Annotated in this window: 23 protein-coding genes; 5 read left to right on the top strand and 18 right to left on the bottom strand. The window is 71.0% G+C overall.

Features of this window, described 5'->3' with window-relative positions; genetic code table 11:
- Positions 1-57: 57 nt before the first annotated feature.
- A complete protein-coding gene (locus AB0B68_RS15055; protein WP_357206823.1) occupies positions 58-1,104 on the bottom strand; it encodes a S1 family peptidase in 1,047 nt (348 codons plus the stop codon).
- Between the two features lie 298 nt (positions 1,105-1,402).
- A complete protein-coding gene (locus tag AB0B68_RS15060) occupies positions 1,403-1,879 on the bottom strand; it encodes a helix-turn-helix domain-containing protein (RefSeq protein WP_357206825.1) in 477 nt (158 codons plus the stop codon).
- A 55-nt stretch (positions 1,880-1,934) separates the two neighbouring features.
- Here AB0B68_RS15060 and AB0B68_RS15065 point away from each other — a divergent pair, with 55 nt between their 5' ends.
- Positions 1,935-2,441 (top strand): PaaI family thioesterase, encoded by a 507-nt coding sequence (locus AB0B68_RS15065; protein WP_355009233.1) that lies wholly within the window; start codon positions 1,935-1,937, stop codon positions 2,439-2,441.
- A 111-nt stretch (positions 2,442-2,552) separates the two neighbouring features.
- Here the strand turns inward: AB0B68_RS15065 and AB0B68_RS15070 are convergent, their stop codons facing one another.
- The 3 genes from AB0B68_RS15070 to AB0B68_RS15080 form a co-directional block, all read right to left on the bottom strand.
- Entirely contained in the window at positions 2,553-3,494 is a 942-nt protein-coding gene (locus AB0B68_RS15070) for an acyl-ACP desaturase (protein WP_357206828.1), read from the bottom strand.
- Between the two features lie 71 nt (positions 3,495-3,565).
- On the bottom strand, positions 3,566-4,894 hold the full coding sequence (gene hisS / locus AB0B68_RS15075) for a histidine--tRNA ligase (RefSeq protein ID WP_357260357.1): 1,329 nt from the start codon (positions 4,892-4,894) through the stop codon (positions 3,566-3,568).
- Positions 4,895-4,967: 73 nt separating this feature from the next.
- The gene (locus tag AB0B68_RS15080) at positions 4,968-5,678 is read right to left on the bottom strand and encodes an MBL fold metallo-hydrolase (protein WP_357260360.1); all 711 of its coding nucleotides are present in this window, start codon (positions 5,676-5,678) and stop codon (positions 4,968-4,970) included.
- A gap of 270 nt (positions 5,679-5,948) precedes the next feature.
- On the opposite strand from AB0B68_RS15080, the gene AB0B68_RS15085 reads away from it, so the two are divergent.
- Both AB0B68_RS15085 and AB0B68_RS15090 read left to right on the top strand, forming a co-directional pair.
- Entirely contained in the window at positions 5,949-6,833 is an 885-nt protein-coding gene (locus tag AB0B68_RS15085; RefSeq protein ID WP_357206832.1) for a peptidylprolyl isomerase, read from the top strand.
- Positions 6,834-6,892: 59 nt separating this feature from the next.
- Entirely contained in the window at positions 6,893-7,732 is an 840-nt protein-coding gene (locus tag AB0B68_RS15090) for a peptidylprolyl isomerase (RefSeq protein WP_355009236.1), read from the top strand.
- Between the two features lie 77 nt (positions 7,733-7,809).
- On the opposite strand, the gene AB0B68_RS15095 is transcribed toward AB0B68_RS15090, so the two are convergent.
- The 8 genes from AB0B68_RS15095 to ruvC all read right to left on the bottom strand — a co-directional run bounded on the left by AB0B68_RS15095 (position 7,810) and on the right by ruvC (position 17,323).
- Positions 7,810-10,332, bottom strand: coding sequence for a bifunctional (p)ppGpp synthetase/guanosine-3',5'-bis(diphosphate) 3'-pyrophosphohydrolase (locus tag AB0B68_RS15095; RefSeq protein WP_357199593.1), 2,523 nt, complete (start codon positions 10,330-10,332; stop codon positions 7,810-7,812).
- A gap of 197 nt (positions 10,333-10,529) precedes the next feature.
- The gene (locus AB0B68_RS15100) at positions 10,530-11,096 is read right to left on the bottom strand and encodes an adenine phosphoribosyltransferase (RefSeq protein WP_357260364.1); all 567 of its coding nucleotides are present in this window, start codon (positions 11,094-11,096) and stop codon (positions 10,530-10,532) included.
- 78 nt (positions 11,097-11,174) lie between these two features.
- Entirely contained in the window at positions 11,175-12,374 is a 1,200-nt protein-coding gene (gene secF / locus AB0B68_RS15105) for a protein translocase subunit SecF (protein WP_357260367.1), read from the bottom strand.
- 1 nt (position 12,375) lies between these two features.
- Positions 12,376-14,295 carry a protein translocase subunit SecD gene (secD, locus tag AB0B68_RS15110; RefSeq protein WP_357260370.1) on the bottom strand — a complete coding sequence of 640 codons (1,920 nt, stop codon included), beginning with the start codon at positions 14,293-14,295 and terminating at the stop codon, positions 12,376-12,378.
- 280 nt (positions 14,296-14,575) lie between these two features.
- Entirely contained in the window at positions 14,576-14,914 is a 339-nt protein-coding gene (gene yajC / locus AB0B68_RS15115; RefSeq protein ID WP_357199605.1) for a preprotein translocase subunit YajC, read from the bottom strand.
- A 139-nt stretch (positions 14,915-15,053) separates the two neighbouring features.
- Positions 15,054-16,121, bottom strand: coding sequence for a Holliday junction branch migration DNA helicase RuvB (gene ruvB, locus AB0B68_RS15120; protein ID WP_112677965.1), 1,068 nt, complete (start codon positions 16,119-16,121; stop codon positions 15,054-15,056).
- A gap of 75 nt (positions 16,122-16,196) precedes the next feature.
- Positions 16,197-16,799 (bottom strand): Holliday junction branch migration protein RuvA, encoded by a 603-nt coding sequence (ruvA, locus tag AB0B68_RS15125; protein ID WP_210784947.1) that lies wholly within the window; start codon positions 16,797-16,799, stop codon positions 16,197-16,199.
- Positions 16,796-17,323: a crossover junction endodeoxyribonuclease RuvC gene (gene ruvC, locus AB0B68_RS15130; RefSeq protein WP_112584546.1), complete on the bottom strand. Its 528-nt coding sequence runs from the start codon at positions 17,321-17,323 to the stop codon at positions 16,796-16,798. The genes ruvA and ruvC overlap by 4 nt, the downstream gene beginning before the upstream one ends.
- A gap of 585 nt (positions 17,324-17,908) precedes the next feature.
- Between ruvC and AB0B68_RS15135 the strand changes: the two genes are divergently transcribed.
- Together AB0B68_RS15135 and AB0B68_RS15140 are read left to right on the top strand one after the other, a co-directional pair.
- Positions 17,909-18,691, top strand: coding sequence for a 3-hydroxybutyrate dehydrogenase (locus tag AB0B68_RS15135; protein ID WP_357199612.1), 783 nt, complete (start codon positions 17,909-17,911; stop codon positions 18,689-18,691).
- 14 nt (positions 18,692-18,705) lie between these two features.
- Positions 18,706-20,625: a helix-turn-helix domain-containing protein gene (locus tag AB0B68_RS15140; RefSeq protein ID WP_357260373.1), complete on the top strand. Its 1,920-nt coding sequence runs from the start codon at positions 18,706-18,708 to the stop codon at positions 20,623-20,625.
- A gap of 135 nt (positions 20,626-20,760) precedes the next feature.
- Here AB0B68_RS15140 and AB0B68_RS15145 read toward each other — a convergent pair whose 3' ends face one another.
- The 5 genes from AB0B68_RS15145 to AB0B68_RS15165 form a co-directional block, all read right to left on the bottom strand.
- The gene (locus tag AB0B68_RS15145; protein ID WP_357233019.1) at positions 20,761-21,369 is read right to left on the bottom strand and encodes a TetR/AcrR family transcriptional regulator; all 609 of its coding nucleotides are present in this window, start codon (positions 21,367-21,369) and stop codon (positions 20,761-20,763) included.
- Between the two features lie 11 nt (positions 21,370-21,380).
- Positions 21,381-22,949, bottom strand: a complete 1,569-nt coding sequence (locus AB0B68_RS15150) for an MFS transporter (RefSeq protein WP_357260426.1) — start codon at positions 22,947-22,949, stop codon at positions 21,381-21,383.
- Between the two features lie 84 nt (positions 22,950-23,033).
- Positions 23,034-23,705, bottom strand: a complete 672-nt coding sequence (locus AB0B68_RS15155; protein ID WP_357199624.1) for a transcriptional regulator — start codon at positions 23,703-23,705, stop codon at positions 23,034-23,036.
- A gap of 79 nt (positions 23,706-23,784) precedes the next feature.
- The gene (locus AB0B68_RS15160; protein ID WP_357199627.1) at positions 23,785-24,798 is read right to left on the bottom strand and encodes a branched-chain amino acid ABC transporter permease; all 1,014 of its coding nucleotides are present in this window, start codon (positions 24,796-24,798) and stop codon (positions 23,785-23,787) included.
- On the bottom strand, positions 24,795-25,676 hold the full coding sequence (locus AB0B68_RS15165) for a branched-chain amino acid ABC transporter permease (protein ID WP_357199630.1): 882 nt from the start codon (positions 25,674-25,676) through the stop codon (positions 24,795-24,797). The genes AB0B68_RS15160 and AB0B68_RS15165 overlap by 4 nt, the downstream gene beginning before the upstream one ends.
- Between the last annotated feature and the right edge of the window lie 53 nt (positions 25,677-25,729).

The raw sequence follows: 25,729 nt of genomic DNA on the forward strand, positions 1-25,729 counted from the left end.
CTGTCAACGCGACGCGGGCCGCCGGAGAGTTCCGGCGGCCCGCGAGCGGTGCGTGGATCAGAAGACGCTGACGCCGTAACGGCTGAGCGCCTCGGTGACCGGCTGGAAGTAGGTCGTCCCACCGGTGCGGCAGTTGCCGCTACCACCGGAGGTCATACCCAGGGCGGTGCCGCCGGCGAAGAGCGAGCCGCCGCTGTCGCCCGGCTCGGCGCAGACGTTGGTGCGGATCAGACCGGAGACCGAACCCTCGGCGTAGTTCACCGTGGCGTTGGTCGCGTTCACCGAGCCGCTGCGCAGGCCGGTGGTGCTGCCGGAGCGCTGCACCGACTGGCCGACCGACGCGTTGCCCGAGCCGGTGATGTCGCGGAAGCTGCCGTTGTAGAGGGAGACGTTGCCGGCGGCGTTGGCCGAGTTGCTGTGCCGCACGATGCCGTAGTCGTTGCCCGGGAAGCTGGTGCCGGTACGGGTGCCGATCAGCGAGGTCTGGCCGGAGTTCGAGTACCAGCTGGCCGAGATGTTGGTGCAGTGCCCAGCCGTCACGAAGTAGTAGGTGCTGCCACTGCGCACGTTGAAGCCGAGCGAGCAGCGCCCGCCCCCGCCGGCGTAGATGGCCTGGCCGCCGGAGATCCGGGTGCTCAGCACGCCCGCCTCGGCCTCGACCCGAACCGCGCCGTTGGCCCGCGCGGCGGCGGCCTTGACCCGCTCCAGCTTGGCCCCGGTGACGGTGCTGTCGACGGAGACGACGACCTGGTTGGTGACCGGGTCACTCCACCAGGCGGTGCCTGGGATCTTGGCGGAGCGCTCCAGCTCGGCGGTGGCCCGGTTGAGCTCGGCGGCACCGCGGGTGACGTAGCGGACGACGGCGCCGGCCTTGCTCGCCTTACTGGCGGCGGCCGCGTCGGTCACCGTGACGACGGATTTGCCGCTGGCGTCGATGTACGAGCCGGCGGAGCGGTCGCCGAGTTCCGCGGAGATCGCGGCGGCGGCGTCGGGGGACGCGGCAGGAGCGGCCTGGGCGGGCGCGCCGATGAGCGAGCCGACGACCAGGGTTCCGGAAACGGCGACTGTGGCCGCAACGCGGAATGAGGACCTCGTGGGTCGCATGTAACAAACCTCCTGGGCGGGGGAGCGGGTCTGCCGGGGGCGACTGACCCGAGGGCAACGCGGCCGATCTGGGGAAACCGGCCGGCTGAGACTGAAGTATTCACATACTTAAGATCATTAACAAGGCTTGGATTCGCCCGAATTCGTCGACCTCGGCTGGTCGCACGGCCGCAACACCCCCGACACGCTGGTGAACAGCCACCGTCACACCCAATCGGCGACCGCCGCACTTTCGGCGCGTACGGTCATCGATGCCTGCTCTGAGTCGCCGCTCAGCGTGGGGCGCGCCCTCGTCGGGTCAGGGGGTACGGCGTCGGGCGCCGGGGCCCGGGCTGGGTACCACGTCACGTGGCCGCCCCACGTCGTGACCGTCGGCGCAGCGCAGGTCGGCGCGTACCTCGGCGCCGCAGTTGCGGTGCGTGACGCGCAGCGGTGGGCCCTCAGCGTCGGCGAGGTACCGGTCGCCCCAGGCGAGGACGGCGACCAGCACCGGCCAGAGGTCCAGACCCTTGTCCGTGAGCCGGTACTCGTGGCGCAGCCGACTGCCGGGCTCCCGGTACGGCTCGCGACTGAGCACGCCCTGCTCCACCAGGGTGGCGAGCCGATTGGTCAGCACCTGGCGCGGAATGCCGGTGCGTACCCGCATGTCGTCGAAGCGGCGTACGCCGGTGAACACCTCACGGAGGACCACCAGAGTCCACCGCTCACCGAGGACCTCCATCGCGCGGGCGATGGTGCAGTTCTCCACTGACCAGTCCAGAGCCGCGGGTCGCATCCGACCAGGCTAGATCTCGTTGACAGACTCAGCAACCGGCTGACAGGCTGCGTCCATGACGCAGACGCAGGAACCAGCGCGCAGCCGTACCTTCACGTGGGCGGACCCGGCGACCAACGCCGCCCAGGTCGGTCGGCGAAGCGGCCTCGACATGCTCCGGGCGATGATCGCCGGCGAGCTGGCCGCGCCGCCGGTGATGCACCTTCTCGACATGGCCAGGATGGAAGCCGACGAGGGCCGGGTCGTCGTCGAGCTGACTCCACAGGAGTTCCACTACAACCCGCTCGGCAGCGTCCACGGTGGCGTGCTCTCGACCCTGCTGGACACCGCCGCGGCGTGCGCCGTGCACACCACCCTGCCCGCCGGGGTGGGCTACACCTCGCTGGACCTCAACGTGAAGTTCCTCCGCCCGGTCACCGTCGACAGCGGCACCCTGCGCTGCGAGGGCACCGTGCTGCAACGCGGCCGCCGTACGGCCCTGGCCGAGGCCCGCATCACCGACGCCACCGACCGCCTGGTAGCCCACGCCACCAGCACCTGCCTCCTACTCCCCCTCCCCTGACCCCACCTCCTCCCCAAGTTGATCATGAAGTTATTGCCCCGACACGCCGACGCGAGTGGCAACAACTTCATGATCAACAGGCTGGTGCCGGGGGACAGGGTGGGGTGGGTTTCAGCGGAGGGCTAGGCGGGCGGCTCGGGCGTCGCGCTTCTCCTCGAAGCGGCTCGCGGCGCGGTCCAGGCTCTCCAGCTGGGCGGCGAGCTGCTCGCGGGCGGCCTCACCGTCGGCGTTGAGGCCGGTCACGTTGAAGACGTCCCACTGACGCAGGACCGGCTGCAGCACCTCGTCGCGGTGCTGGCGCAGGTCGTAGATGCCGGCCAGGGCGATCGCCACCGACTTGCGGGCGAACCCGTCGATGCCGCTGCCCGGCATCTGGAAGTCGGCCACCACGTCGGCGACGGCCCGCATGGCCTGGCTCGGGGCCAGCTCGAACGCCGCAGCGAGCAGGTTGCGGTAGAAGACCATATGCAGGTTCTCGTCGGCGGCCACCCGGGCCAGCAGTGCCTCGCAGGTGGGGTCGCCGGTGGCCTTGCCGGTGTTGCGGTGCGAGATCCGGGTGGCCAGCTCCTGGAACGAGACGTACGCCAGCGAGTGCAGCACCTCGTCGCCGTGGGCGTTGGTGTAGCCCTCCGACATGTGCGTCATCCGGGCCCGCTCCAACGCCACCGGGTCGACCGCCCGGCTGACGGTCAGGTAGTCGCGGATCGCGACGCCGTGCCGACCCTCCTCGGCGGTCCACCGGTGCACCCAGGTGCCCCACGCGCCGTCGCGACCGAACAGGGTGGCGATCTCGTGGTGGTACGAGGGCAGGTTGTCCTCGGTCAGCAGGTTCACGATCAGCGCGGTGCGGGCCACGTCCGGGATGGTGGAGTCGGTCGGTGACCACGCCTCGCCGCCGAGCGGGCCGTCGAAGGTCCGTCCCTCGCTCCACGGCACGTACTCGTGCGGGAACCACTCCTTGGCGAGCGAGAGGTGGCGGTCCAGGTTGCGTGCGACAACCGGCTCCAACTCGACGAGCAGCGCGGTCTGGCTCACTGTGGTGCTGACGGTCACGAGAAACTCCCTACGGTGGCGTAACTTACGCTACCGTAGGTCCCCGCGGCCGTCAGCGCCAGTGGGGGCACTCACCCGACAGTGGGTTTGAGGTCTCCCGGGGGTGGCGTCCACTCCCCCGCACCGGCCGTGACCTGCTCACCGGAGCGGATGTCCTTCACCTCGTCCGGCGCCCCCTCGGCACCGGGGAACCACACGTACGGGATACCGCGCCGCTCGGCGTAACGGATCTGCTTGCCGAACTTCGCCGCGCTCGGCGACACCTCGGTCGGCACCCCACGCCGCCGCAGCGCCTCGGCCACCCGGTTGCTGGCCGTACGCTGCTCCTCGCTGGTCACCGCGACGAGCACGGCGGTCGGCACCTCCCGCGAGACCGACAGCTCCCCCGCGCCGAAGAGCAGACCGAGCAGCCGGGTCACACCGATCGAGATCCCCACCCCCGGGTACGAGACAGCGCCGGCGCTGGCCAGATTGTCGTACCGGCCGCCGGAGCAGATGGAGCCGAAGCGCTCGTAGCCGCGCAGCTGGGTCTCGTAGACGGTGCCCGTGTAGTAATCCAGCCCACGGGCGATGCGCAGGTCGGCCACGCAGAGGCCGGGCGAGTGCTCGGCGGCGGTGTCCACCACCCGGACCAGCTCCTCGATGCCCTCGTCGAGCAGCGGGTCGCTCACCCCGAGCGCCCGGACGGCGTCGGCGAACGAGGCGTCCGGGGCGGAGATCTCGGCCAGCGCCAGGCACGCCTTGGCCTGCGCCTCGCTCGCCCCGGCGGTCTGGGCCAGCAGCTCGGCCACCTTCGCCGGGCCGATCTTGTCGAGTTTGTCCACGGCCCGCAGCGCCGCCTCCGGGTCGGTCAGCCCGATGCCCCGGTAGAAACCCTCGCAGATCTTGCGGTTGTTGACCTGGATCGTCACCGGTGGGATCGGCAACGAGCGCAACGCGTCCCCGATGACCAGCGGCATCTCCGCCTCGTGGTGCGCGGCCAGGGTGTCCCGGTCGACGATGTCGATGTCGGCCTGGACGAACTCCCGGTAGCGGCCCTCCTGCGGCCGCTCTCCCCGCCACACCTTCTGGATCTGGTAGCGGCGGAACGGGAAGCTCAGCTTGCCGGCGTTCTCCAACACGTACCGGGCGAACGGCACGGTCAGGTCGAAGTGCAGGCCGAGCTGGTCGTCACCACCGGCACCCTCGGCGTCGGCGTGCAGCCGCCGGATCACGTAGACCTCCTTCGAGGTCTCGCCCTTGCGCAGCAGCTGGTCCAGCGGCTCCACGGCGCGGGTCTCCAGCGGCGCGAAGCCGTACAGCTCAAAGGTGGCCCGGATCCGGTCGAGCACGAACTGCTCGATCATCCGCTGTCCGGGAGTCCACTCCGGGAAGCCGGAGATGGGCGTGGGCTTGCTCATCGGCGTACTCCTTGCGGTTCCGCGCCGGTGGCGCGGTGGTGTCGTGGGTCCGCGCGCGGCGCGGACAGAAGATCTAGAGGCCCCGGGTGGGAGCGGCCGGCGACGTGCCAGCCACCTCGATGAGGTACGGGTTGCTGGCGCGCTCGCGGCCGATGGTGGTGCTGGGGCCGTGGCCGGGCAGCACGACGGTGTCGTCGGCCAGCGGGAGAATCTTGTCGCGCAGGCTGGTGAGCATGGCCGGCATGCTCCCGCCCGGCAGGTCGGTGCGGCCGATCGACCCGGCGAAGAGGACGTCACCGGAGAGGCACAGCTCGTCAGCCTCCCAGCCCGACCCGGCGCCCGGCAGCCGGAACAGCACCGACCCGCCGGTATGGCCCGGGGCATGGTCGACGGCGATCTCCAGGCCGGCGAGTGTGAGGGTGGCGCCGTCGGTCAGCTCCGCCACGTCCTCCGGCTCGGTGTAGCTCAGCCGGCCGCCGAAGAGCGACGTCAGGTCGGTCGAGAGGCCCTTCGACGGGTCGGCCAGCATCTCCCGGTCACCGGGGTGCACGTACGCCGTGATGCCGCGCGCGCCGCAGACCGGCGCGACCGAGAAGGTGTGGTCGAGGTGGCCGTGGGTGAGCAGCACGGCGGCCGGATGCAGGCGGTGCTCGGCGAGCAGCGCGTCGAGCTGGTCGAGCACCCCGATGCCCGGGTCGACCACCACGCACTGCTCCCCCGGCGCGATGGCAACCACGTAGCAGTTGGTGCCGAAGGCGTCCGCGGGAAAGCCGGCCACGAGCACAGGCGCTGTCCTTTCCGTCGAGCAGCTGTCGTCCTGCACAGCAGCCTATCGGGCGGGCCGAGCGAGTTTGCCGCGTCCGTCCCACACGTCCCGTCAGGCACAGTGACAACCTCCGATAAGCGCTGCTCGGGATGGGGTGGACCTCGTACACCACATTCCCAGTCACTAGCCGTACACTCTGGCGGGCGTGTGGCGCGGCACACGTGACGCCCGGACGGGCCGGGGCGACCGGCCGCCGGCGACGACCAGGTAGAGGAAAGGGGAGCACCGGTGGCTTCCAGCAGGGACCGGCAGCGCAAACTGGCGCGGGCCAAGCTCGACCGGCAGTTGGCCCGCCGGGCCGCCTCGACGCGGCGCCGACGGCAGATCCAGGCCGGAGTCGGGGCCGCTCTGATCCTCGTGCTGGTCGTGGCCGGCTCAGCCTGGGCGCTCGGGGCCTTCGACTCCGACCCGAAGCAGAACACGGCCGCGGAGGACACCTGCCTCTGGACGCCGCAGGACGCGACGGCCAACACCAACCTCAAGGACGTCGGCACGCCGGCCACCAAGGATCTGCCCACCGACGGCACCCGGGCGATGACAGTGACCACCAACCAGGGCGCGCCGATCACCGCGGAACTGAACCTGACCAACTCTCCGTGCGCGGCGGCGAGCATCGCCCACCTGGCGAGCCGGTCGTTCTACGACAACACCAAGTGCCACGAGATCACCGCCGAGGGCGCGCTGCGCTGCGGCGACCCCAGCGGCACGGGTCTTGGTGGGCCGACCTACTCGTTCTACGACGAAGAGGTGCCGACCGTGCCGTCGGCGTCGCCGTCGGCCAGTCCGGCCCCCGGCCAGCCGCCGACGTACCCGAAGGGCACGGTGACGATGGTCTCCAACCCGCCGGGCAGCAACGGCAGCCAGTTCCTGATCTTCTTCAAGGACTTCACCACCGCCGACCCGAAGTACCCGGTCATCGGCCGGGTGACCGGCGGGCTTGACGTGGTGGAGAAGATCGGCGCCCTCCCGACCGTGGACAATGGGACCGGGGCGAAGGTCAAGCCCAGCACCGATGTGACGATCCAGAGCCTCACGGTCGGTGAGCCGGTCACCGGTGCGGCACCGGCTCCGTCGGCCTCCGGCACCCCGGCCAGCAGCCCGAGCGCCGGCTGACCGGGCGCCACCAACAACCCAAGCGGCACCCAGCAGCAGACAGCCAGGAGGATCCAGGCGTGACGTCCACCAGAGAGCGGCAGCGCGCGGCGGCACGCGCCCGGCTCGAGAAGGAGATGGCCGAGCGCGCGGCCAAGGCCCGCAAGCGCCGGCAGACGACGGCGATCGTCAGCGCGGCTGCCGCGCTGGTGCTCGTGGTCGCCGGCACCGTCTGGCTGGCGGTGAGCCTCGGCGGCGACGACGACAAGAGCGACACCGCCGCGCCGGCGGCCGGTGCGGCCGAGTGCGCGTACAACGCGCTGCCCACCGACCAGCGGCCCCCGCAGATCAAGGACGTGGGGGTGCCGAGCAACGAGCAGTCCGCCACGGGCGTGCAGACCATGACGATCGACACCAACCTCGGCCCGATCACGGCCAAGGTCGACCGGTCGCTGGTGCCGTGCACGGCGGGCAGCTTCACCTACCTCGCGGAGAAGAACTTCTTCGACAACACCAAGTGCCACCGCCTCGTGAGCGAGGGCATCAAGGTGTTGCAGTGCGGTGACCCCAGCGCCACCGGCAACGGCTGGCGGGACACCGACGGCCAGGGCGGCCCGAGCTACCGCATGGCCGAGGAGAACCTGCCCACCGACAAGCGCCCGCCGTACCCGGAGGGCGTCATCGCGATGGCCAAGTCGCAGGATCCGGGGAGCACCGGCAGCCAGTTCTTCATCGTCTACGGCGACTCGCCGCTGGACCCGGCGTACACGGTGCTGGGCACCATCACCGGCGGCATGGACCTGGTCAAGGACGTGGCCAAGGCCGGCGACGACGGGGCGTTCGCCCAGCAGGCCGGCGGCGGCCACCCGAAGAAGGAGGTCATCATCAAGGACCTCACGATGAGCAACCCGCAGGGCTGACCCCACGCGCACGACGAAGCGCCCGCCGGCTGAGCCGGCGGGCGCTGTCGTGTTCCCAGGGTACGGGGTACGGGCGCTCAGGCGCCTGAGGTGACCCGGTAGGCGTCGAAGACGCCGTCGACCTTGCGAACCGTGGCCAGCAGGTGGCCCAGGTGCTTCGGGTCGGCCATCTCGAAGCTGAACCGGCTCACCGCCACCCGGTCACGGGTGGTGGTGACGGTCGCGGAGAGGATGTTGACCCGTTCGTCGGAGAGCACCCTTGTGACGTCGGCCAGCAGCTTGTGTCGGTCCAGGGCCTCGACCTGGATGGCGACCAGGAACGTCGACGCGGAGGTGAGCTTCCAACTCACCTCGACGACCCGCTCGCTCTGCGCGCGCAGGTCCTCGGCGTTGGCGCAGTCGTCGCGGTGCACGCTCACCCCGCCGGAGCGGGTGACGAAGCCGAACACCGAGTCCGGTGGGACCGGTGTGCAGCAGCGGGCCAGCTTGATCCAGACGTCGCTGACGCCCCGGACCACCACGCCCGGGTCGCTGCTGCTCTGCCGGCTGCGTGGAGGCCGGGTGGCGACGGCGGTCTCGGCGATGTCCTCCGCCGCGCCCTCCTCGCCCCCGTACGCGGCCATCAGCTTCTGCACCACCGACTGCGCGGAGACCTGACTGTCGCCGACCGCCGCGTAGAGCGACGCCACATCGGCCAGGTGCAGGTCCCGCGCGATCGACATGAGCGCGTCGGAGGTGAGCATCCGCTGCAACGGCATGCCCTGCTTGCGCATCGCCTTGACGATCGCGTCCTTGCCGGCCTCGATCGCCTCCTCGCGCCGCTCCTTGTTGAAGTACTGGCGGATCTTCGTCCGGGCGCGAGGGCTCTTGACGAAGCCCAACCAGTCCTGCGTCGGGCCGGCCGTCTCGGACTTCGACGTGAAGATCTCGATCACGTCGCCGTTGGACAGCGTCGATTCCAGCGGCACCAGCTTGCCGTTGACCCGCGCGCCGATGCACTTGTGCCCCACCTCGGTGTGCACCGCGTACGCGAAGTCCACAGGCGTCGACCCGGTCGGCAGCGGGATGACGTCACCCTTCGGGGTGAAGACGTACACCTCCTGGCTGGACAGGTCGAAGCGCAGCGCGTCCAGGAACTCGCTCGGGTCGGCCGCCTCACGCTGCCAGTCGAGCAACTGCCGCAGCCAGGTCATCTCGTCGATGTGCGCGGGCGGGCCGACGATCTGGGTGCCCTTGTGCTCCTTGTACTTCCAGTGCGCGGCGATGCCGAACTCAGCGGTGCGGTGCATCGCGTACGTGCGGATCTGCATCTCCACCGGCTTGCCGGTGGGCCCGATGACCGTCGTGTGCAACGACTGGTACATGTTGAACTTGGGCATCGCGATGTAGTCCTTGAACCGGCCCGGCACCGGCTGCCAGTTGGCGTGGATGACCCCCAGCGCCGCGTAGCAGTCCCGAACCGTGTCGACCAGGATCCGTACACCGACCAGGTCGTAGATGTCGTTGAAGTCGCGACCCCGCACGATCATCTTCTGGTAGATCGAGTAGAGGTGCTTCGGCCGCCCGGTGGTCTCCGCCTTGATCTTGGCGGCCTTCAGGTCCGTCTGCACCTTCTGCGTCACCTGCCGCAGCAGCGCCTCGCGCTGCGGCTGGTGCTCCCCGATCAGCCGGTTGATCTCCTCGTAGCGCTTCGGGAACAGCGTGCCGAAGGACAGGTCCTCCAGCTCCCACTTGATCGTGTTCATACCGAGCCGGTGCGCCAGCGGCGCCAGGATCTCCAGGGTCTCCTTGGCCTTCTGCTCCTGCTTGGGGCGGGGCAGGAAGGTCAGGGTGCGCATGTTGTGCAGCCGGTCGGCCAGCTTGATCACCAGCACCCGCGGGTCCTTGGCCATGGCCACGACCATCTTGCGGATCGTCTCGGCCTTGGCCGCGTCACCCAGCTTGACCTTGTCGAGCTTGGTGACGCCGTCGACCAGCAGGGCGACCTCGCCACCGAAGTCGGCGCGCATCTGGTCGAGGGTGTACTCGGTGTCCTCGATGGTGTCGTGCAGCAGCGCGGCGACCAGCGTGGTGGTGTCCATCCCCAGGTTGCCGAGGATCGTCGCCACGGCAAGGGGGTGGGTGATGTAGGGGTCACCGGACTTGCGGTACTGCCCGGAGTGCCACCGCGCGGCCGTGTCGAAGGCGCGCTGGAGCAGCCGGGCGTCCGCCTTGGGGTGGTTGTCCCGGTGGCTGGCGATGAGCGGCTCCAGCACCTCGCTGACCTGGGAGGTCTGCCAGGGCGCGTTGAACCGGGCCAGCCGGGCCCGGACCCGCCGACCGGTGGGCGCGTTGGACAGCCCGAACCCGCCGCTGGGCGACGGGTCGATGCCCGCGTCGGTCGGGAACGGCACCACGACGCCATCGGCGCCAGGGGACGCCTCGACGTTCGGCGGGCCGCTGGTCGGCTTCACCGCGCTCTCGCCGGGAGCCCGACCGGAGCCGTTGCCGTTGCCCGTCACCCGGGCCGGCGCGTCGCCTGTCGGGTCGGTCACCGAGCCGTCAGCGTCGCCTGTCGGGTGCACCGTGCCCTCCGCCGGAGGGACGACATCGTGGGACACCGGCCTCCTCACCGCTCGCCGGAAACACGCCGGCCGAAGATCGGCCGACCTGGTCTCGCCCGCCGGACGGGATACCGCCGGCGTCAGCAAAGGGCAATGCTACCCGCACGGACGGCCCCCTGCCGCTCCGCCGGACGGTCGGCGCCGCGTCCATCCGACCGGTCCGGGACCAAACGGTCAGCAGAGTACTGACCGGCTCAAACAGTCAACAGGGCGTGGACGGGACGCGGCGCCAGTCGCTCGCGCCCACCCAGGAAGCCGAGTTCCAGCAGCACAGTGAAGCCGGCGACGGTGCCACCGGCCCGCTCGACCAGGTCCAGCGTCGCCTCGGCCGTGCCACCGGTGGCCAGCACGTCGTCGACCACCAGCACCCGGTGCCCGGCGGTGAAGGCGTCCTCGTGCACTTCGAGGGTGGCCTCGCCGTACTCCAACTCGTAGGAGACCGAGTGCGCGGGGCGCGGCAGCTTGCCGGCCTTGCGCACCGGCACCACGCCCATCCCGGTCGCGTACGCGATGGCCGCCGCGACGACGAACCCGCGCGCCTCGATGCCGACCACCACGTCGAAGGTGTCCCGCCCATGGTGGGCAACGATCCCGTCGATCACCTCACGGAAGACCGTGCCGTCGGCGAACAGTGGCATCAGGTCCTTGAACATGACGCCGGGCTTGGGAAAGTCGGGCACGTCCAGCACCCGACTGGCGACCAGTCGGGCCACCTCCGGGCCACTGTCCCCGTGCGCTACGGCGCTGTGGGTCTCCGTCACGGCTGTTTCGCTCTCCTTCGACGACGAACGGCGTCCGGCAACAGCATGCCGGACGCCGTTCGGGTGTTTCCTGTCGGGTCAGCGCCGCTTGGCGCCACCCGGCCGGTTGCCGCCACCACCCGGGCGACCGCCCCGGGCACCGGTGGACCGCTTGGCCGCCGGCCGAGCGCCCACCTTAGGGGCGGCACCGGCCAGCGCCGCGGCGTCCTGGTCGACCGGCTCGTCGGTCGCGTCGGCCTGGGCCACCGGGCTCGCGGCAGCACCCTTACCGGTGACCTCGCCGCGGCTGATCGCGCCCCGCCGGGTCAGGACGCGCTTGTTGTGCGCCTGGATCCGCGGGTCGTAGTTCTTCAACAGCGCCAGCAGCGGGGTGGCCACCAGGATGGAGGTCAGGAACGCCACCGCCATACCGACGAACAGCACCAGACCCAGGTCCTTCAGCGTGCCGGCACCGAGCAGGCCGGCACCGATGAAGAGCAGACCACCGACCGGCAGCAGGGCGACCACCGAGGTGTTCAACGACCGCATCAGGCTCTGGTTGATGGCCAGGTTGGACGCCTCGGCGTACGTCTGGTTGTTGTTTGCGGTGATGCCCCGGGTGTTCTCCTGGACCTTGTCGAAGACCACCACCACGTCGTAGAGCGCGAAGCCCAGGATGGTGAGGAAGCCGATGATCGTCGACGGGGTGACCTCGAAGCCGACCAGCGAGTAGATGCCGGCGGTGAGGATCAGGTTCGTGATCAGCGAGGCGACCGCGGCCACGGCCATCCGCCACTCGAAGCGCAGGATCAGGTAGACCATCACCAGCGCGATGAAGATGACCAGACCGAGTACGGCCCGCTCGGTCACCTGGCTGCCCCAGGCCTCACTGACCTGGTTGTCGCTGATCTGGTCGGCGCTGATGCCGAGGTCCTCGGCGATCTGGGCCTTGACCGCGGTGGCCTGCTCGGCGGTGAGCTGCGGCGTGCGGAGCTCGTAGGAGTCGCCGCCCGGACCGCCGACCTTCTGCGTGGTGGCCACCGTGACGCCGGTGTTCTCGGCGGCGAGGGCCGAGTTGACCTCCCGCTCGGCGTCGTCCAGGGTGCCGACGCTGGCCGGCACCTGGAACGAGTTGCCGCCGGCGAACTCGATGCCCAGGCTGAACCCACGGATCGAGAAGCTGAGGATCGCGATCAGGATGAGGAGCCCGGCGACGCCGAACCAGAGCTTGCGTCGACCGACGATGTTGAGACCGGCCTCGCCGTTGTAGAGGCGGCTCGCCAAACCGTTTTCAGCCATCTCAGGCCTCCTTGGCGCGCGGGTTGCGGGGCTGAGTCGGCTGGTTGCGAGCCGGCAGTGCTCGGCCCAGACCGCTGACCCGCGGGGACAGGAACGCCTGGGTCCGGGCGAACATCGTCATGATCGGGTGCCGGAAGAGGAAGACCACGACCAGGTCCAGCACGGTGGCGAGGCCGAGCGCGAACGCGAAGCCCTTGACGGTGCCGACCGAGACCACGTAGAGCACCACAGCGGAAAGCAGGGTGATCGCGTTGGCCGAGATGATCGTCCGACGGGCCCGGATCCAGGCGCGGGGCACCGCGCTACGCGGGCTGCGCCCCTCCCGGATCTCGTCTTTCAGTCGTTCGAAGTAGATGACGAACGAGTCCGCCGCCACACCGAGCGAGACGATCATTCCGGCGATGCCGGCGAGGGTGAGCGTGAAGCCGATCTGCCGGCCGAGCACCACCAGCGCGCCGAAGACCAGCAGCGCGGAGAGGATGAGGCTCAGGAAGATCACCGAGCCGAGCAGCCGGTAGTAGAAGAACGCGTAGATGATGACCAGCAGCATGCCGATGCCGGCAGCGAGCAGACCGGCGCGCAGGTGGCTGGCACCCAGCGTGGCGGTGACGTTCTGCGCTTCCTGCTGCTCGAAGGTCACCGGCAGCGCGCCGTAGCGGAGCTGACCGGCGAGGGTGCTGGCGTCCTTCTGGGTGAAGGTGCCGGTGATCTGGGAGTTGCCGGTCAGCACGCCCTGGATCTCCGGGGAGGAGACGATCTTGTTGTCCAGCACGACGGCCACCCGGCACTTGCCGTCCTGGCCCAGGGCGGTCGCGTCGCAGGCCTGACCCTCGTTGTTGAACGCCTCACGGGTCAGCGAGGTCCACTTGCCCTGACCGTCGCCGGTGAAGTCCAGGCTGACCACCCAGGCGTTGGTCTGGTCGAGCACCGCGTCGGCGTCGGACACGTCGGTGCCCAGCACCTTGGCCTGGTCGAGCAGGTACTTCGACGCGCCGTCCTCGCAGGAGACCACCTGCTGCTTCGCGTCGGAGATCGACGCCGGGGGGCGCTGGTCGAGCTGTGCGCAGCCGATCGTCGGCACGTTGAACTGCATCTGCGCCGGCAGCACCGCGACCTCCTGCGGAGACAGCGTGCCGAACGGCTTGAGCTTCTCGGCCAGCGACGGGTCGGCGGTCAGATCGGCCGGGGCCTGCAACCCGTTGGCTGCCTGCCACGCGGCGGCGCCGACCTTCTGCTCGACGGCCTTGCGCTGCTGCTCGACGCTGGCCGGCACCGGCTCGGCACTGGCGCTCGCGCTGGGCGCGGCGGCGCTCGGCGAGGCCGTGGCGGACGCGGAGGGGGTCGGCGTGGCGCTGGGCGACGCCGGGGCCATTCCGCCCTGACCGCCGCTGGGCGACGAGGTGACCTTCGGCGAGGCGCTGCCGGACGGGGTCGCGGCACCGGACGGGGTCGCGCTGCCGGTCGGGGCGGCGCTGCCGGAGGGGGTCGGCGCGGCGGCGGGCGGCGCCTCGGCCACCCCGCTGCCGGACGCGGCCTTGAGCACCTTACGGAAGCGCAGCTCGGCCGCTTCGCCCACGTCGTCGAGGTTCCGGTTCTCACCGGGCAGGGAGATGACGATGTTGCGGTTGCCCTCGGTGACCACCTCGGCCTCGGCCACGCCGAACGCGTTGACCCGACTCTCGATGATCTCGCGGGCCTCCTCGAGGTTCTCCGCCGTCGGGGGCTTGCCGTCGACGCTGTTGGTCGCCTCCAGTGTCACCCGCGTGCCGCCGATGAGGTCCAGGCCGAGCTTGGGCTCGAGCCGGTCCTTCCAGCTGCCGCTGGCGCCGGCGAAGAACACCAGAAGATAGAGGACCACGAAGATGAACCCGAGCACGGCGAGCTGCCGCCCGGGGCGCATCTGTCCCTGAGGTGGTGCCACGGCTGTCCTGTCTCCCTGTACGGTCGCGCCGCTGTCGCAGCGGCGGCGGTGTCGGGCCGGGGGTCCCGCCCGACGGGTCTGCCTTGAGCCGACGGAATGCCGACACGAGGACCGGGCGCCCCCGGCGCGGAACGCCGACGGTCACGGGAACGTGCCGACGCCCGGCGTCGACCCAACTATCCAGTTTTCACGTCTCGCCCGCTGCCCCGTCCGGGCGCGACGACCCCGGAAGCCGGCCGACCGGCCGTACGCCGCAATCGCCGCTCCCCGAGGGAAGGGGTCACTCCTTGACGGTGTCCGCGTCCTCGGTGACCGGCTCGCTCGGCAGCTCCGCGCGGGTGACGACCCGCGCGATGGCCGGGCGGGCGTACCGGGTCTGCACGCCCGGGGCGACCTCGATCAGGACGGTGTCGTCCTCGATGCCGGTGACAGTGCCGTAGAGCCCACCGATGGTCACGACCTCGTCGCCGGGGCCGAGGTTGGACTGCATCGCCTCTGCCTCTTTGCGGCGCTTCTGCTGCGGCCGGATCATCATGAAGTACATGACACCGAAGAGCAGGGCGATCATCAGGATCGGCGTGAAACCGCCGGCCCCGCCACCCGCTGCTGCCAATTGCACGGTTACTGACCTTCCCATTGGCCACCTGCCCGGCACCGGGGTGCCGGAGCGGAGGCGGATTCTCACGTCCTGTACAGACCGCGGCGAAGTCTAAACCCTGCACCTGGGAACGCCGAATGCGGCACAGATCACGTTCACATCACGGCTGATCGACGTCCAAGGAGAACAAGTCGGGCACAGGTGGACTATCCGCACCAAATGTACCATTCGGTGGTGTGCGCCCCAGATGCCGCCAAGCGGCCTCGGTCGCCACCCGACCCCTGGGCGTACGGGCCAACAACCCAGCCCGCACCAGGAACGGCTCGCAGACCTCCTCGACCGTGTCCGGCTGCTCCCCCACCGCCACCGCGAGGGTGGACAACCCGACCGGGCCGCCCCGGAACGAGTCGACCAACGCGGTCAACACCGCCCGGTCCAGCCGGTCCAGGCCGAGCGCGTCCACGTCGTACACGATCAGGGCCGCGCGCGCGGTGTCGAGATCGACCACCCCGTCCGCCCGGACCTCGGCGTAGTCGCGGACCCGGCGCAGCAGCCGGTTCGCGATCCGGGGCGTGCCCCGGGACCGACCGGCGATCTCGGTGGCGCCCTCCGGGGTGATCGGCACCCCCAGGATCCGCGCCGAACGGTGCAGCAGCGTCTCCAGATCCGCCGGCGCGTAGAAGTCGAGGTGCGCCACGAAGCCGAACCGGTCCCGCATCGGCCCGGTCAACAGACCCGAACGGGTCGTCGCGCCGACCAGGGTGAACGGCTCGACGTCCAGCGGGATCGCCGTCGCACCGGGCCCCTTGCCCACCACCACGTCGACCCGGAAGTCCTCCATCGCGCTGTACAGCAACTCCTCCGCCGGCCGCGCGATCCGATGGATCTCGTCGATGAAGAGCACGTCGCCCTCGGCGAGGCTGGTGAGGATCGCCGCCAGATCGCCGGAACGCTCGATCGCCGGGCCGCTGGTCACCCGGATGCCCGCGCCCAGCTCGGCGGCGACGATGTTGGCCAGACTCGTCTTGCCCAACCCGGGTGGGCCGGACAGCAGGATGTGGTCCGGCGGCGACCCCCGCCGCATCGCGCCCTGCAACAACAGGTCGAGCTGGTCGCGTACCCGGTCCTGGGCGATGAACTCGGCCAGCCGCCTCGGCCGCACCGTGGCCTCCGCGTCCCGATCGGCGTCGCTGACGTACGCCGAGACGAGCCCCTCGGTCTCACTCATCGTGCCGCCTTTATTCGCGACTGCGGGGCTCGCAAACCCGGCTCACTCCTCGCGCTCATCGTGCCGCCCGGGCGGTCATCGGGTGCGGCCCAGCAGTCGGATGGCCTGCTTGAGCAGGACCGGCACCGGCGGGGTCTCACCCTCGATCGACTCCGCCACCGCGGCCACCGCCTGATCGGCCTGCCCGGCCGTCCAACCCAGCCCCACCAGCGCCTGCCGGACCTGGTCGGGCCAGCTGCCGCGGGTCACCCCGGCCGCCCCGTCGGCACCGATCGGCACCGGGCCGATCCGGTCCCGTAGCTCCAGCACCAGACGTTCCGCGCCCTTCTTGCCGATCCCGGGTACGCGGGTCAGGGCGGCCGTGTCCGCGTTGGCGATCGCCTTGCGTACCGCGTCCGGGGTGTGCACCGCCAGCACCGCCTGGGCCAGTCGCGGGCCGACGCCACTCGCGGTCTGGAGCAGCTCGAACAGGGACTTGGCGTCATCGTCGGCGAAGCCGTAAAGAGTCAGCGAGTCTTCCCGCACGATCAAACTGGTGGCGAGCCGGGCGACCTGGCCGACCCGCAGCTCCGCGAGGGTCCCCGGGGCGCAGTGCACGGCGAGCCCGACCCCGCCGACCTCGATCACCGCCTGGTCCGGACCCGTCGCGGTCACCGTGCCGCGCACGCTGGCGATCATCGTGCTCCTCCTCGTCGTGCCCGGTCCGCCGCGGCGGCCAGCTTGGAGCGGGTCCCGCCGCGCCACACATGGCAGATGGCCAGGGCCAGCGCGTCGGCGGCGTCCGCCGGCTTCGGCGGCTCGGCCAGCCGCAACAGCCGGGTCACCATCGCGGTCATCTGCGCCTTGTCGGCCTGACCGGACCCCGTCACGGCGGCCTTCACCTCGCTCGGGGTGTACGTCTGCACCGGCAGCCCGGCCCGCGCCCCGGCCAGCACGGCGATGCCACTGGCCTGCGCGGTGCCCATCACGGTACGAACGTTGTGCTGACTGAACACGCGCTCGACGGCGACGCTCTCCGGTTGATGCTCGGCCACCAGCTTGTTCAGCGACCGGTCCAGGTGCAACAGGCGCAACGCCAGGTCGTCGGCCGGGTCTGTGTAGACCACGTAGTAGGCGACCAGGGTGCAGGGCCGGCCGGGCACACCCTCGACCACACCCACCCCGCACCGGGTCAACCCCGGGTCCACACCGAGCACGCGCACGCCGCCCCCTCCCCAGCCGTCAGCAGTACGTGTGTTCGACACCCTAACCGGCGCCCTTCCCACCAGCCCCACGGGACACGCCCTCCCACACCCCCAACGCCCCCACGCCCTATCCCCCGCGCCCCGCGCGCCCGCCCCCGCGCCCCGCGCGCCCCGCGCGCCCGCCCCCGCGCCCTCGCGCCCTCGCGCCCTCGCCCCAAGATCTGCGCAACTTGCTGGATGTTGCTGCCTCCGGCGCGCGAGAGACAGCAACATCCCTGATATTGCGCGGATCTTGACGACAAACGCCGCTCCGACTGACCGGGGGCGGTCTGCGGGGCGCCCACCGTCGTCAAGGTCACGCTCGATCCAGGATTTAGTGGCCACGGCGCGCCTGGATGCCACTACATCCAGGATGTTGCGCGATCTTGCGGCGCGCGGGACGGGGCGGGGCGGCGAGAAGGGCGGCGCGGCGCGGGAGCGGGTGGAAGGGGGCGGTGGGTGGGAGCGGGTAGTAGGGGGCGGGTGGGGCCACACAGCTTTGGTACGGAGTATGTGTCGCTGGCCCATGTGCCGGGGAGCACACAGCTCGTAACTTCTTGCGCCATGACGGCAGAACCCGTGGTGGTCCCCCACGTCGTACAGCTCGACCTCTCCGGTCGGACCGCCCTGGTGACCGGGGGTGGCAGCGGTATCGGGCGGGCGTGCGCCCTGCGGCTGGGCGCGGCCGGCGCCAAGGTGCTCGTGGTGGACCGCAACCTGGAGGCGGCCAAGGCGGTGGCCGCCGAGGTCGGTGGCCGGGCCGAGGGCGTGGACCTGTCCGACGCCGCGGCGGTGGATTCGCTCGACGTGGACGTGGACATCGTGGTGAACAACGCCGGGCTCCAGCACGTCGCACCGTTGCAGGACTTTCCCGTCGAGCGGTTCGAGTACATCCAGCGGGTGATGGTGGAGGCGCCGTTCCTGCTGATCCGCCGGGCGCTGCCGCACATGTACGCGCGGGGCTGGGGGCGGATCGTCAACATCTCCTCGGTGCACGGGTTGCGCGCCTCGCCGTACAAGGCGGCCTACGTCTCGGCCAAGCACGCCCTGGAGGGGCTGTCGAAGGTGGTCGCGTTGGAGGGCGCCGCGCACGGCGTCACCGCCAACTGCATCAACCCGGCGTACGTGCGTACCGCGCTGGTGGAGAGCCAGATCGCCGACCAGGCGGCCAGTCACGGCATCGACGAGGCCGAGGTGATCGAGAAGATCATGCTGGCCCGGGCCGCGATCAAACGGTTGATCGAGCCGGAGGAGGTGGCCGAGCTGCTGGCGTACCTCTGCTCGCCGCCGGCGGCGTTCATCACCGGGGCGTCGATCGCCCTCGACGGGGGCTGGACGGCCAACTAGTGGGGCTGAGCACAATGTCGACCATGTCTTCGCCGGTGGAGTTCCTGGAGCTGCTCGCCCGAGAGGCCGCGGCGGTCGAGTTCGAGGGACCGCTGGTGGCCGCGCGGGCCGCCGGGCTACCGCCGGACCGGCTGGCCGAGCTGGAGCAGGCCAAGTCGGTGGCGTTGCGGGTCCGCGCGCTGCTGGAGCGTCGCCGCCGCCGGGAGAGCGAGCTGTCCGGCCTGTACGACACGGTCAGCGACCTGGCGGGGCTGCGCGATCTGGACGACGTGTTGCGGGCGATCGTGCACCGGGCCCGTCATCTGCTGGGCGCGGACGTGGCGTACATGACGCTCAACGACGACGAACGTGGCGACACCTACATGCGGGTGACCGACGGGTCGGTCTCGGCCCGTTTCCAGCGGCTGCGTCTGCCGATGGGTGCCGGTCTCGGTGGCCTGGTGGCCCAGTCCGGTGCCCCGTACGTCACCGCCAACTACGGCGAGGACGCGCGCTTCCACCACACCGGCGAGATCGACGCCGGGGTGGGCGAGGAGGGTCTGGTGGCGATCCTGGGGGTGCCGCTGCGGCTCGGTTCGACCTCCATCGGCGTGCTCTACGCGGCCAATCGTTCGGCCCGGCCGTTCGTTCGGGAGGAGGTGGCGCTGCTGGTGTCGCTGGCCGCGCACGCCGCGGTGGCGATCGACACCGCCCGGCTGCTGACGGAGACCCGTTCGGCCTTGGCCGAGTTGTCAGCGGCGAACACCACCATTCGGGCGCACAGCAGCTCGGTGGAGCGGGCCGCCGCGGCACACGACCGGATGACCGCGCTGGTGCTGCGCGGCGGCGGCGTGGAGGACGTGGCGGCCGCAGTGACCGAGGTGCTGGGCGGCGCGCTGCTGGCGCTGGACGCCGAGGGCCGCCTGCTGGCCCGGGTGGGTGAGATCGAGGAGCCGGACCGCGCGGACATCGTCGAGGCGGTGGCCGCGTCCCGGACCGAGGGGCGCAGCGTACGTCGGGGTCCGCTCTGGTACGCGGCGGTGGTGGCGGGCGCGGAGAACCTGGGCGCCCTGGTGCTGCGCCCGGACGACGAGTTGGTCGACGCCGACCAGCGCATCCTGGAGCGGGCCGCGTTGGTGACCGCGCTGCTGCTGCTGTTCCGCCGGACGGTCGCGGAGGCGGAGGGACGGGTGCGCGGCGAGTTGCTGGACGACCTGATCGCCCGCCCGTTGCGCGACACCGACGCGCTGCGCAGTCGGGCCCGTCGGCTCGGGGTGGACCTGGACGCGCCGCACGTGCTGGTGGCGGTGGGCGACGACGCGATCGCCGCGACCGGCTCGGCTCGGCAGCGGGTGCTGTCCTGGGCCACCACGTACGCGTCGGCGCGCGGCGGGCTGGCCGCGGCGCGCGACGGCCGGGTGGTGCTGATGCTGCCGGGGCTGGACGCGGGCGGCAGCGCCCGCGCGGTGGCCCGGGACCTGTCCCGGGTGACCGGTCGACCGGTGACCGCCGGGGCGAGTGGCCCGTCGAACGCGCCGTCGGCGCTGGCCCTGACGTTTCAGGAGGCGGACCGGTGCCTGACGGCGCTGGGCGCGCTGGGCCGCGCCGGGCAGGGCGCGAGCACCGTGGAGTTGGGCTTCGTCGGGTTGTTGCTGGGCACTGTCGGGGACCGGGGCGAGAAGGACGTGACCGAGTTTCTCACCGCCACCGTCGGGCCGGTGCTCGACTACGACGCCCGGCGCGGTACGGCTCTGGTGAAGACGCTGGAGGCGTACTTCGGTGTGGGCGGCAGCCTGGCCCGGGCCGCCGAGCAACTGCACGTGCACGTCAACACGGTGACCCAGCGGTTGGAGCGGGTCGGGCAGTTGCTCGGTGTCGACTGGCAGCGGCCCGAGCGGGCGCTGGAGGTGCAGCTCGCGCTGCGCCTGCACCGACTGCGCACACCAGCCGGCTGACCGATGCCGGCCGGCGGCAGGAACGCCGCCGACCGAGCAAGCAGCGTCGGCGGACAACAGCCGCCGACCGACCAGCCGGTGTCAGCGGGCGGGCAGCCTCAGCCGGGCACGAACGCGCCGACCGAGCACCCGGCGTCAGCGGGCCCGGATGCCCTCCAGCACGGCGTCGACGACCCGTTCGGGCAGGGTCTGCTCGTCCAGGTCCGGGTTCCACTGGAGCACCCGCTGGATCAGCATCGGCCCGGTGAGCAGCGCCATCGTCACCTCGACGTCGATGTCGGCGCGCAGCACCCCCTCGTCGATGCCGCGCCGCAGCACCTCGCGCATCAGCTGCCGTCGGGGCGAGATGATGTTCTGGTAGAGCTGGAACTGGTCGGCGCTGCGGTTCACCGCGGGTGCCAGGCAGGGCATGATCTTGGCTGCTCGCGGGTCGACGTTCTTGCCGATCGCGCCGACCAGCAGCACCAGGTCGTCGCGGACGGAGTGGCCCGCCGGCTGGGCCATGACGCCCTTGAGGCGGCGCAACGCGTCCAGCAGCAACGCGTCCTTGCCGGCCCAGCGGCGGTAGATGGTGGCCTTGCCGACCCCGGCGCGGGCGGCGATCGCCTCGATCGAGAGCGCCTCGATGGTGCTGCCCTCGGCGAGCAGGTCGAGGGTGGCCTCGATGATGGCCTCGTCGGCGCGGATGCTCCGCGGTCGACCGGGCGACCGCGGAGCATCAGCAGTGGACGTCATTTCCGTCATTCTTCCCGGACCTATGCCGTGCCGGCCAACTCGGGCTCGGCGACCGGCGCCGCCGGGGCGACGCTCGCGTCCTCCTTGCCCGGCATCCAGCGCAGCACCACGATCATCCCGAGTGCGGCGATCACCGCGGACAGCCCGGCCGCCCAGTGCATGGCGGTGACGAAGGCGTCATTGGCCGCCGAGATCAGCCCCGGGGCCGCTGGGCCGAGCTGGCCCGCCGCCGCGTACGCCCCGGAGATCGATTCGTTGGCCGCGTCCTGGGCCTGGGTGGGCAGACCGGTCAGGGCGTCACCGATGTCGCTGCGGTAGACCGCTGAGAGCACCGAGCCGAGGACGGCAACGCCGAGCGCACCGGCCACCTGGCGGATGGTGTTGCTGACCGCGGAGCCCACACCGGCCTTCTCCCGGGGCAGCGCCGACATGATCGACTCGGTGGCCGGCGGCATGATGTTGGCCATCCCGGCGCCCTGAATGAGGAAGACCAGCAGCACGATCCAGATCGGGGTGGAGGCGCCGATGAAGACGAAGGCGGCGAGGGACACCACAGTCAACCCCAACCCGACGGCGGCGACGGCCTTACCGCCGTAGCGGCGGACCATCGCGGCGCTGCGCGGCGCGAAGACCAGCTGGGCGCCGGCGAACGGCAGGAAGAGCAGGCCGGTCTGCAACGGGCTGTAGTCGCGTACGAGTTGCAGGTAGAACGAGCCGAAGAACATCGAGCCCATCGCGGCGAAGAAGACCAGGCCGACGATGGCGACCGGCGCGGCGAACCGGGGCACCTTGAACAGTCGGACGTCCAGCGACGGGTGGTCGCTGCGCCGCTCGTGCTGCACGAACCAGGCCAGCACCGCGATGCCCACCAGGATCGAGCCCCAGGCCAGCGGGCGGTCGAAGCCGTGCTCGCCGCCGTCGATGATGCCGTAGGAGAGGGTGACCAGGCCGACCACGGAGAGCAGCACGCCGAGCACGTCGATCCGGCCGGGCCGCGGGTCACGCGACTCGGGGACCAGCAGCGCCACCAGGACCACGCCGGCGGCGACCACCGGCACGTTGATCAGGAAGACCGAGCCCCACCAGAAGTGCTCCAGCAGCGCGCCGCCGAGGATCGGGCCGATCGCCACGGCGAGACCGACCGCGCCGGCCCAGACACCGATGGCCCGACCACGCTCGCGCGGGTCGAAGACGTTGGAGATGATCGACAGTGTCACCGGCATGATGGCCGCGCCGCCGACCCCCATCAGGGCGCGGGCCGCGATGAGCTGTCCGGGGCTCTGGGCGTACGCGGAGAGCAGCGACGCCAGGCCGAACAGCACCAGACCGATCATCAGGAAGCGCTTGCGGCCGGCGCGGTCGCCGAGGACTCCGAAGGTGAACAGCAGCCCGGCGAAGACGAGCGTGTAGGAGTTGATGGACCACTCCAGCTCGCCCTGGCTGGCGCCGAGACCGTGCACCGGGTCGGCCAGGGTGCGCAGGGCGACGTTGAGGATCGTGTTGTCGAGGACGACCACGAGGAGGCTGATCACCAGCACCCCCAGGATCGCCCACCGCCTCGGGTGTCCGGTGTTGTTGTGCAGCTCCATGCCTGGCTTTCCCCCCACGCTTGTCACCCGAGACGCAATACGATACGGGTCAGACTCGTAACGCGGATCAGCCTACGACGCGCATTAACGATACGGCACCGATCCGTATCGTATGTGGTGGGCATCACGCCCGGTCGCGACCGACAGGCAGGCGTCGACGGCCTCCGTCAACGTGCCGAGTCGCACCGCCGGACCGCTGAGCGGCTCGATCCAGCCCGGCCCCGCGCCGTACACCCGAAGGCGCGGAAAGTCCCGGGCGAAGCGCACCAGGCGGTACGCGCGGCCGGTCAGCGGCGTCTGCGACCAGAGCACGACGGTGCGCGGACGGGCCCGGTACACCGCACTGGTGAGCGCGGACCAGGGCAGCGCGGGGCCAAGGTTCAGACAGCCGCGACCCTGCTCGCGCAACGCGGCTGCGAGCGCCAGCAGACCCAGGCTGTGCGCCTCCTTCTCGGCACCGGCCAGCAGCACCCCGCCGGTGCGCAGTGACCGGCCCGGCTCCCGGCGGTACGCGTCCAACCCGACCCGGACACCCTCGCAGAGGGCGTGCTCGACGACGACCTCGACGGCGGTACGCCCCGACAGCCGGGCCAGCAACGGACGACAGACCTGCTCCCAGAGCGCCGGCACGCCCCAGGCCTCGGCCAACTCCAGCACCAGCGTCGCGACGGCGTTGGCGTCCAGGTCCTCGGCCGCCAGCGACACCTGCTTGTGCGCGATCTCCACGGCCTCCGCCGGCATCGGATCGGTCAGCACCAGACGTACCCCCGGGTAGACGTTCTCTACCCGGGGGTTCGCTCGGCGGGCACCTGGTGGATGCGCCGATCGCGGAATTTCAGCGGCGGCGGGCCGCCAGCCGGTGGGCCAGCGCGGCGACGCTGCCCCAGATGCCGCGCCGGAACAGCACCACGACCAGGACGAAGATGCCGCCGGTGACCAGTCCGATCGCCTCGAACCCGGAGAACGACAACCAGTCCTCCAGCCGGACCACGAGGGCGGCGCCGAGCACCCCACCCCAGAGGGTGCCGATCCCGCCGAGCACCACCACGATGACCGCCTTGCCGGAGGTGGTCCAGTGCAGCACGTCCAGCGAGACGAACCGGTGGCCGACCGCGAACAACCCGCCACCGAGGCCGGCGATGAACCCGGAGAGCACGAACGCGGTGAGCTTGTAGCGGTGCACCGGGTAGCCCAGCGCCCGCGCCCGCGCCGGGTTGTCCCGGATGCCGACCAGCACCCGACCGAACGGTGAGTGCACGATCCGCCAGGCGGCGGCGAGCCCGAGCAGCACGATCGGCAGGATCGCGTAGTAGAAGAAGTAGTCGTCGGTGAGGTCGACGCCGAACAGCTCGCGGGGCACCCCCTGGAGGCCGTTCTCGCCCTGCGTCACCGAGCGCCACTCGTTGGCGACGTAGTAGACCATCTGCGCGAAGGCCAGGGTCACCATGGCGAAGTAGATGCCGGTCCGCTTGACCGCCAGGTACCCGATCGGCACCGCCAGCACGGCCGCGGCGAGGGCCCCGGCCAGCACCGCGAGGGGAAACGGCAGGCCGACGTGGATGGCCACCAGCCCGGTGACGTACGCGGAGGTGCCCCAGAACGCGGCGTGGCCGAAGGACATCAGCCCGGTGAAGCCGAGCAGCAGGTCCACCGCCACGGCGAAGAGCGCCCAGCAGAGGATGTCCACCGCGACCGCCGGGTAGAGGCCGTTGGGCAGCCACGCCGCGACGGCCAGGCCGACGGCGAGCAGCGCGTACCGGACCCAGCCGGGGGCCCGGGCCACGGCGATCAGCCCGGACGGTGGCGTCGAACGGGACGCGTCGGTAGGAGTGTCCACGGTGTTGGTCATGCGGGGGCCTCCTCCCGACCGAACAGGCCGGCCGGGCGCCAGAGCAGCACGCCGGCCATCACGACGAAGACGATCGTCTGCGAGACGAGCGGGAAACTGGAGAGGTACGCCTCACCCCACGCCTGCACGAGTCCGATGCCGAAGCCTGCGGCGACCGACCCGAAGATCGAGCCCAGCCCGCCGATCACCACCACCGCGAACACCACGATGATCAGGTCGGCGCCCATCAGCGGGTTGACCGCGCGCATCGGCGCGGCCAGCACACCGGCGAGGCCGGCCAGCCCGATGCCGAAGCCGAAGACCGGGGTCACCCACCGTCCGACGTCGATGCCGAACGCAGGGGTCAGGTCCGGCCGCTCGGTGGCCGCACGGACCACCATGCCGATCCGGGTCCGGGTCAGCACCCACCACACCGCGACGCAGAGCAGCACCGCGAAGCCGAGGATGAACACCCGGTACGTCGGGAAGTCGAACAGCCCGAAGTCGACCGACCCGCTCAACAGCGACGGCGTCTCGTACGGGCTGGACTGCACGCCGTAGCGCAGTTTCACCAGGTCCTGAAGGATCAGCGTCAGACCGAAGGTGAGCAGGAAGTTGTAGAGCGGGTCCAGTTTGGTCAGGCGGTGGATCACCGCGCGTTCCAGCGCCATGCCGAGCAGACCCAGCCCCACCGGCATGATCACCAGGGCGGCCCAGAACGGCACGCCCGCCTCGCTGAGCAGCACGTACGCCCCGAACGCGCCGAGCATGTAGAACGCGCCGTGGGCGAAGTTGACGACTCGCAGCATTCCGAAGATGACCGCGAGCCCGAGGGCGAGCAGGGCGTAGAACGCCCCACTCACCAGCCCGTTGAACGTGTTCTGCGCGAATCCGCTCACCGCGTCACATCCGTTCGTGACTGCGGGGCTCGCACAACCCGCTCACTCCTCGC

Source organism: Micromonospora sp. NPDC049049, assembly GCF_040649115.1.
Taxonomy (GTDB): Bacteria; Actinomycetota; Actinomycetes; order Mycobacteriales; family Micromonosporaceae; genus Micromonospora.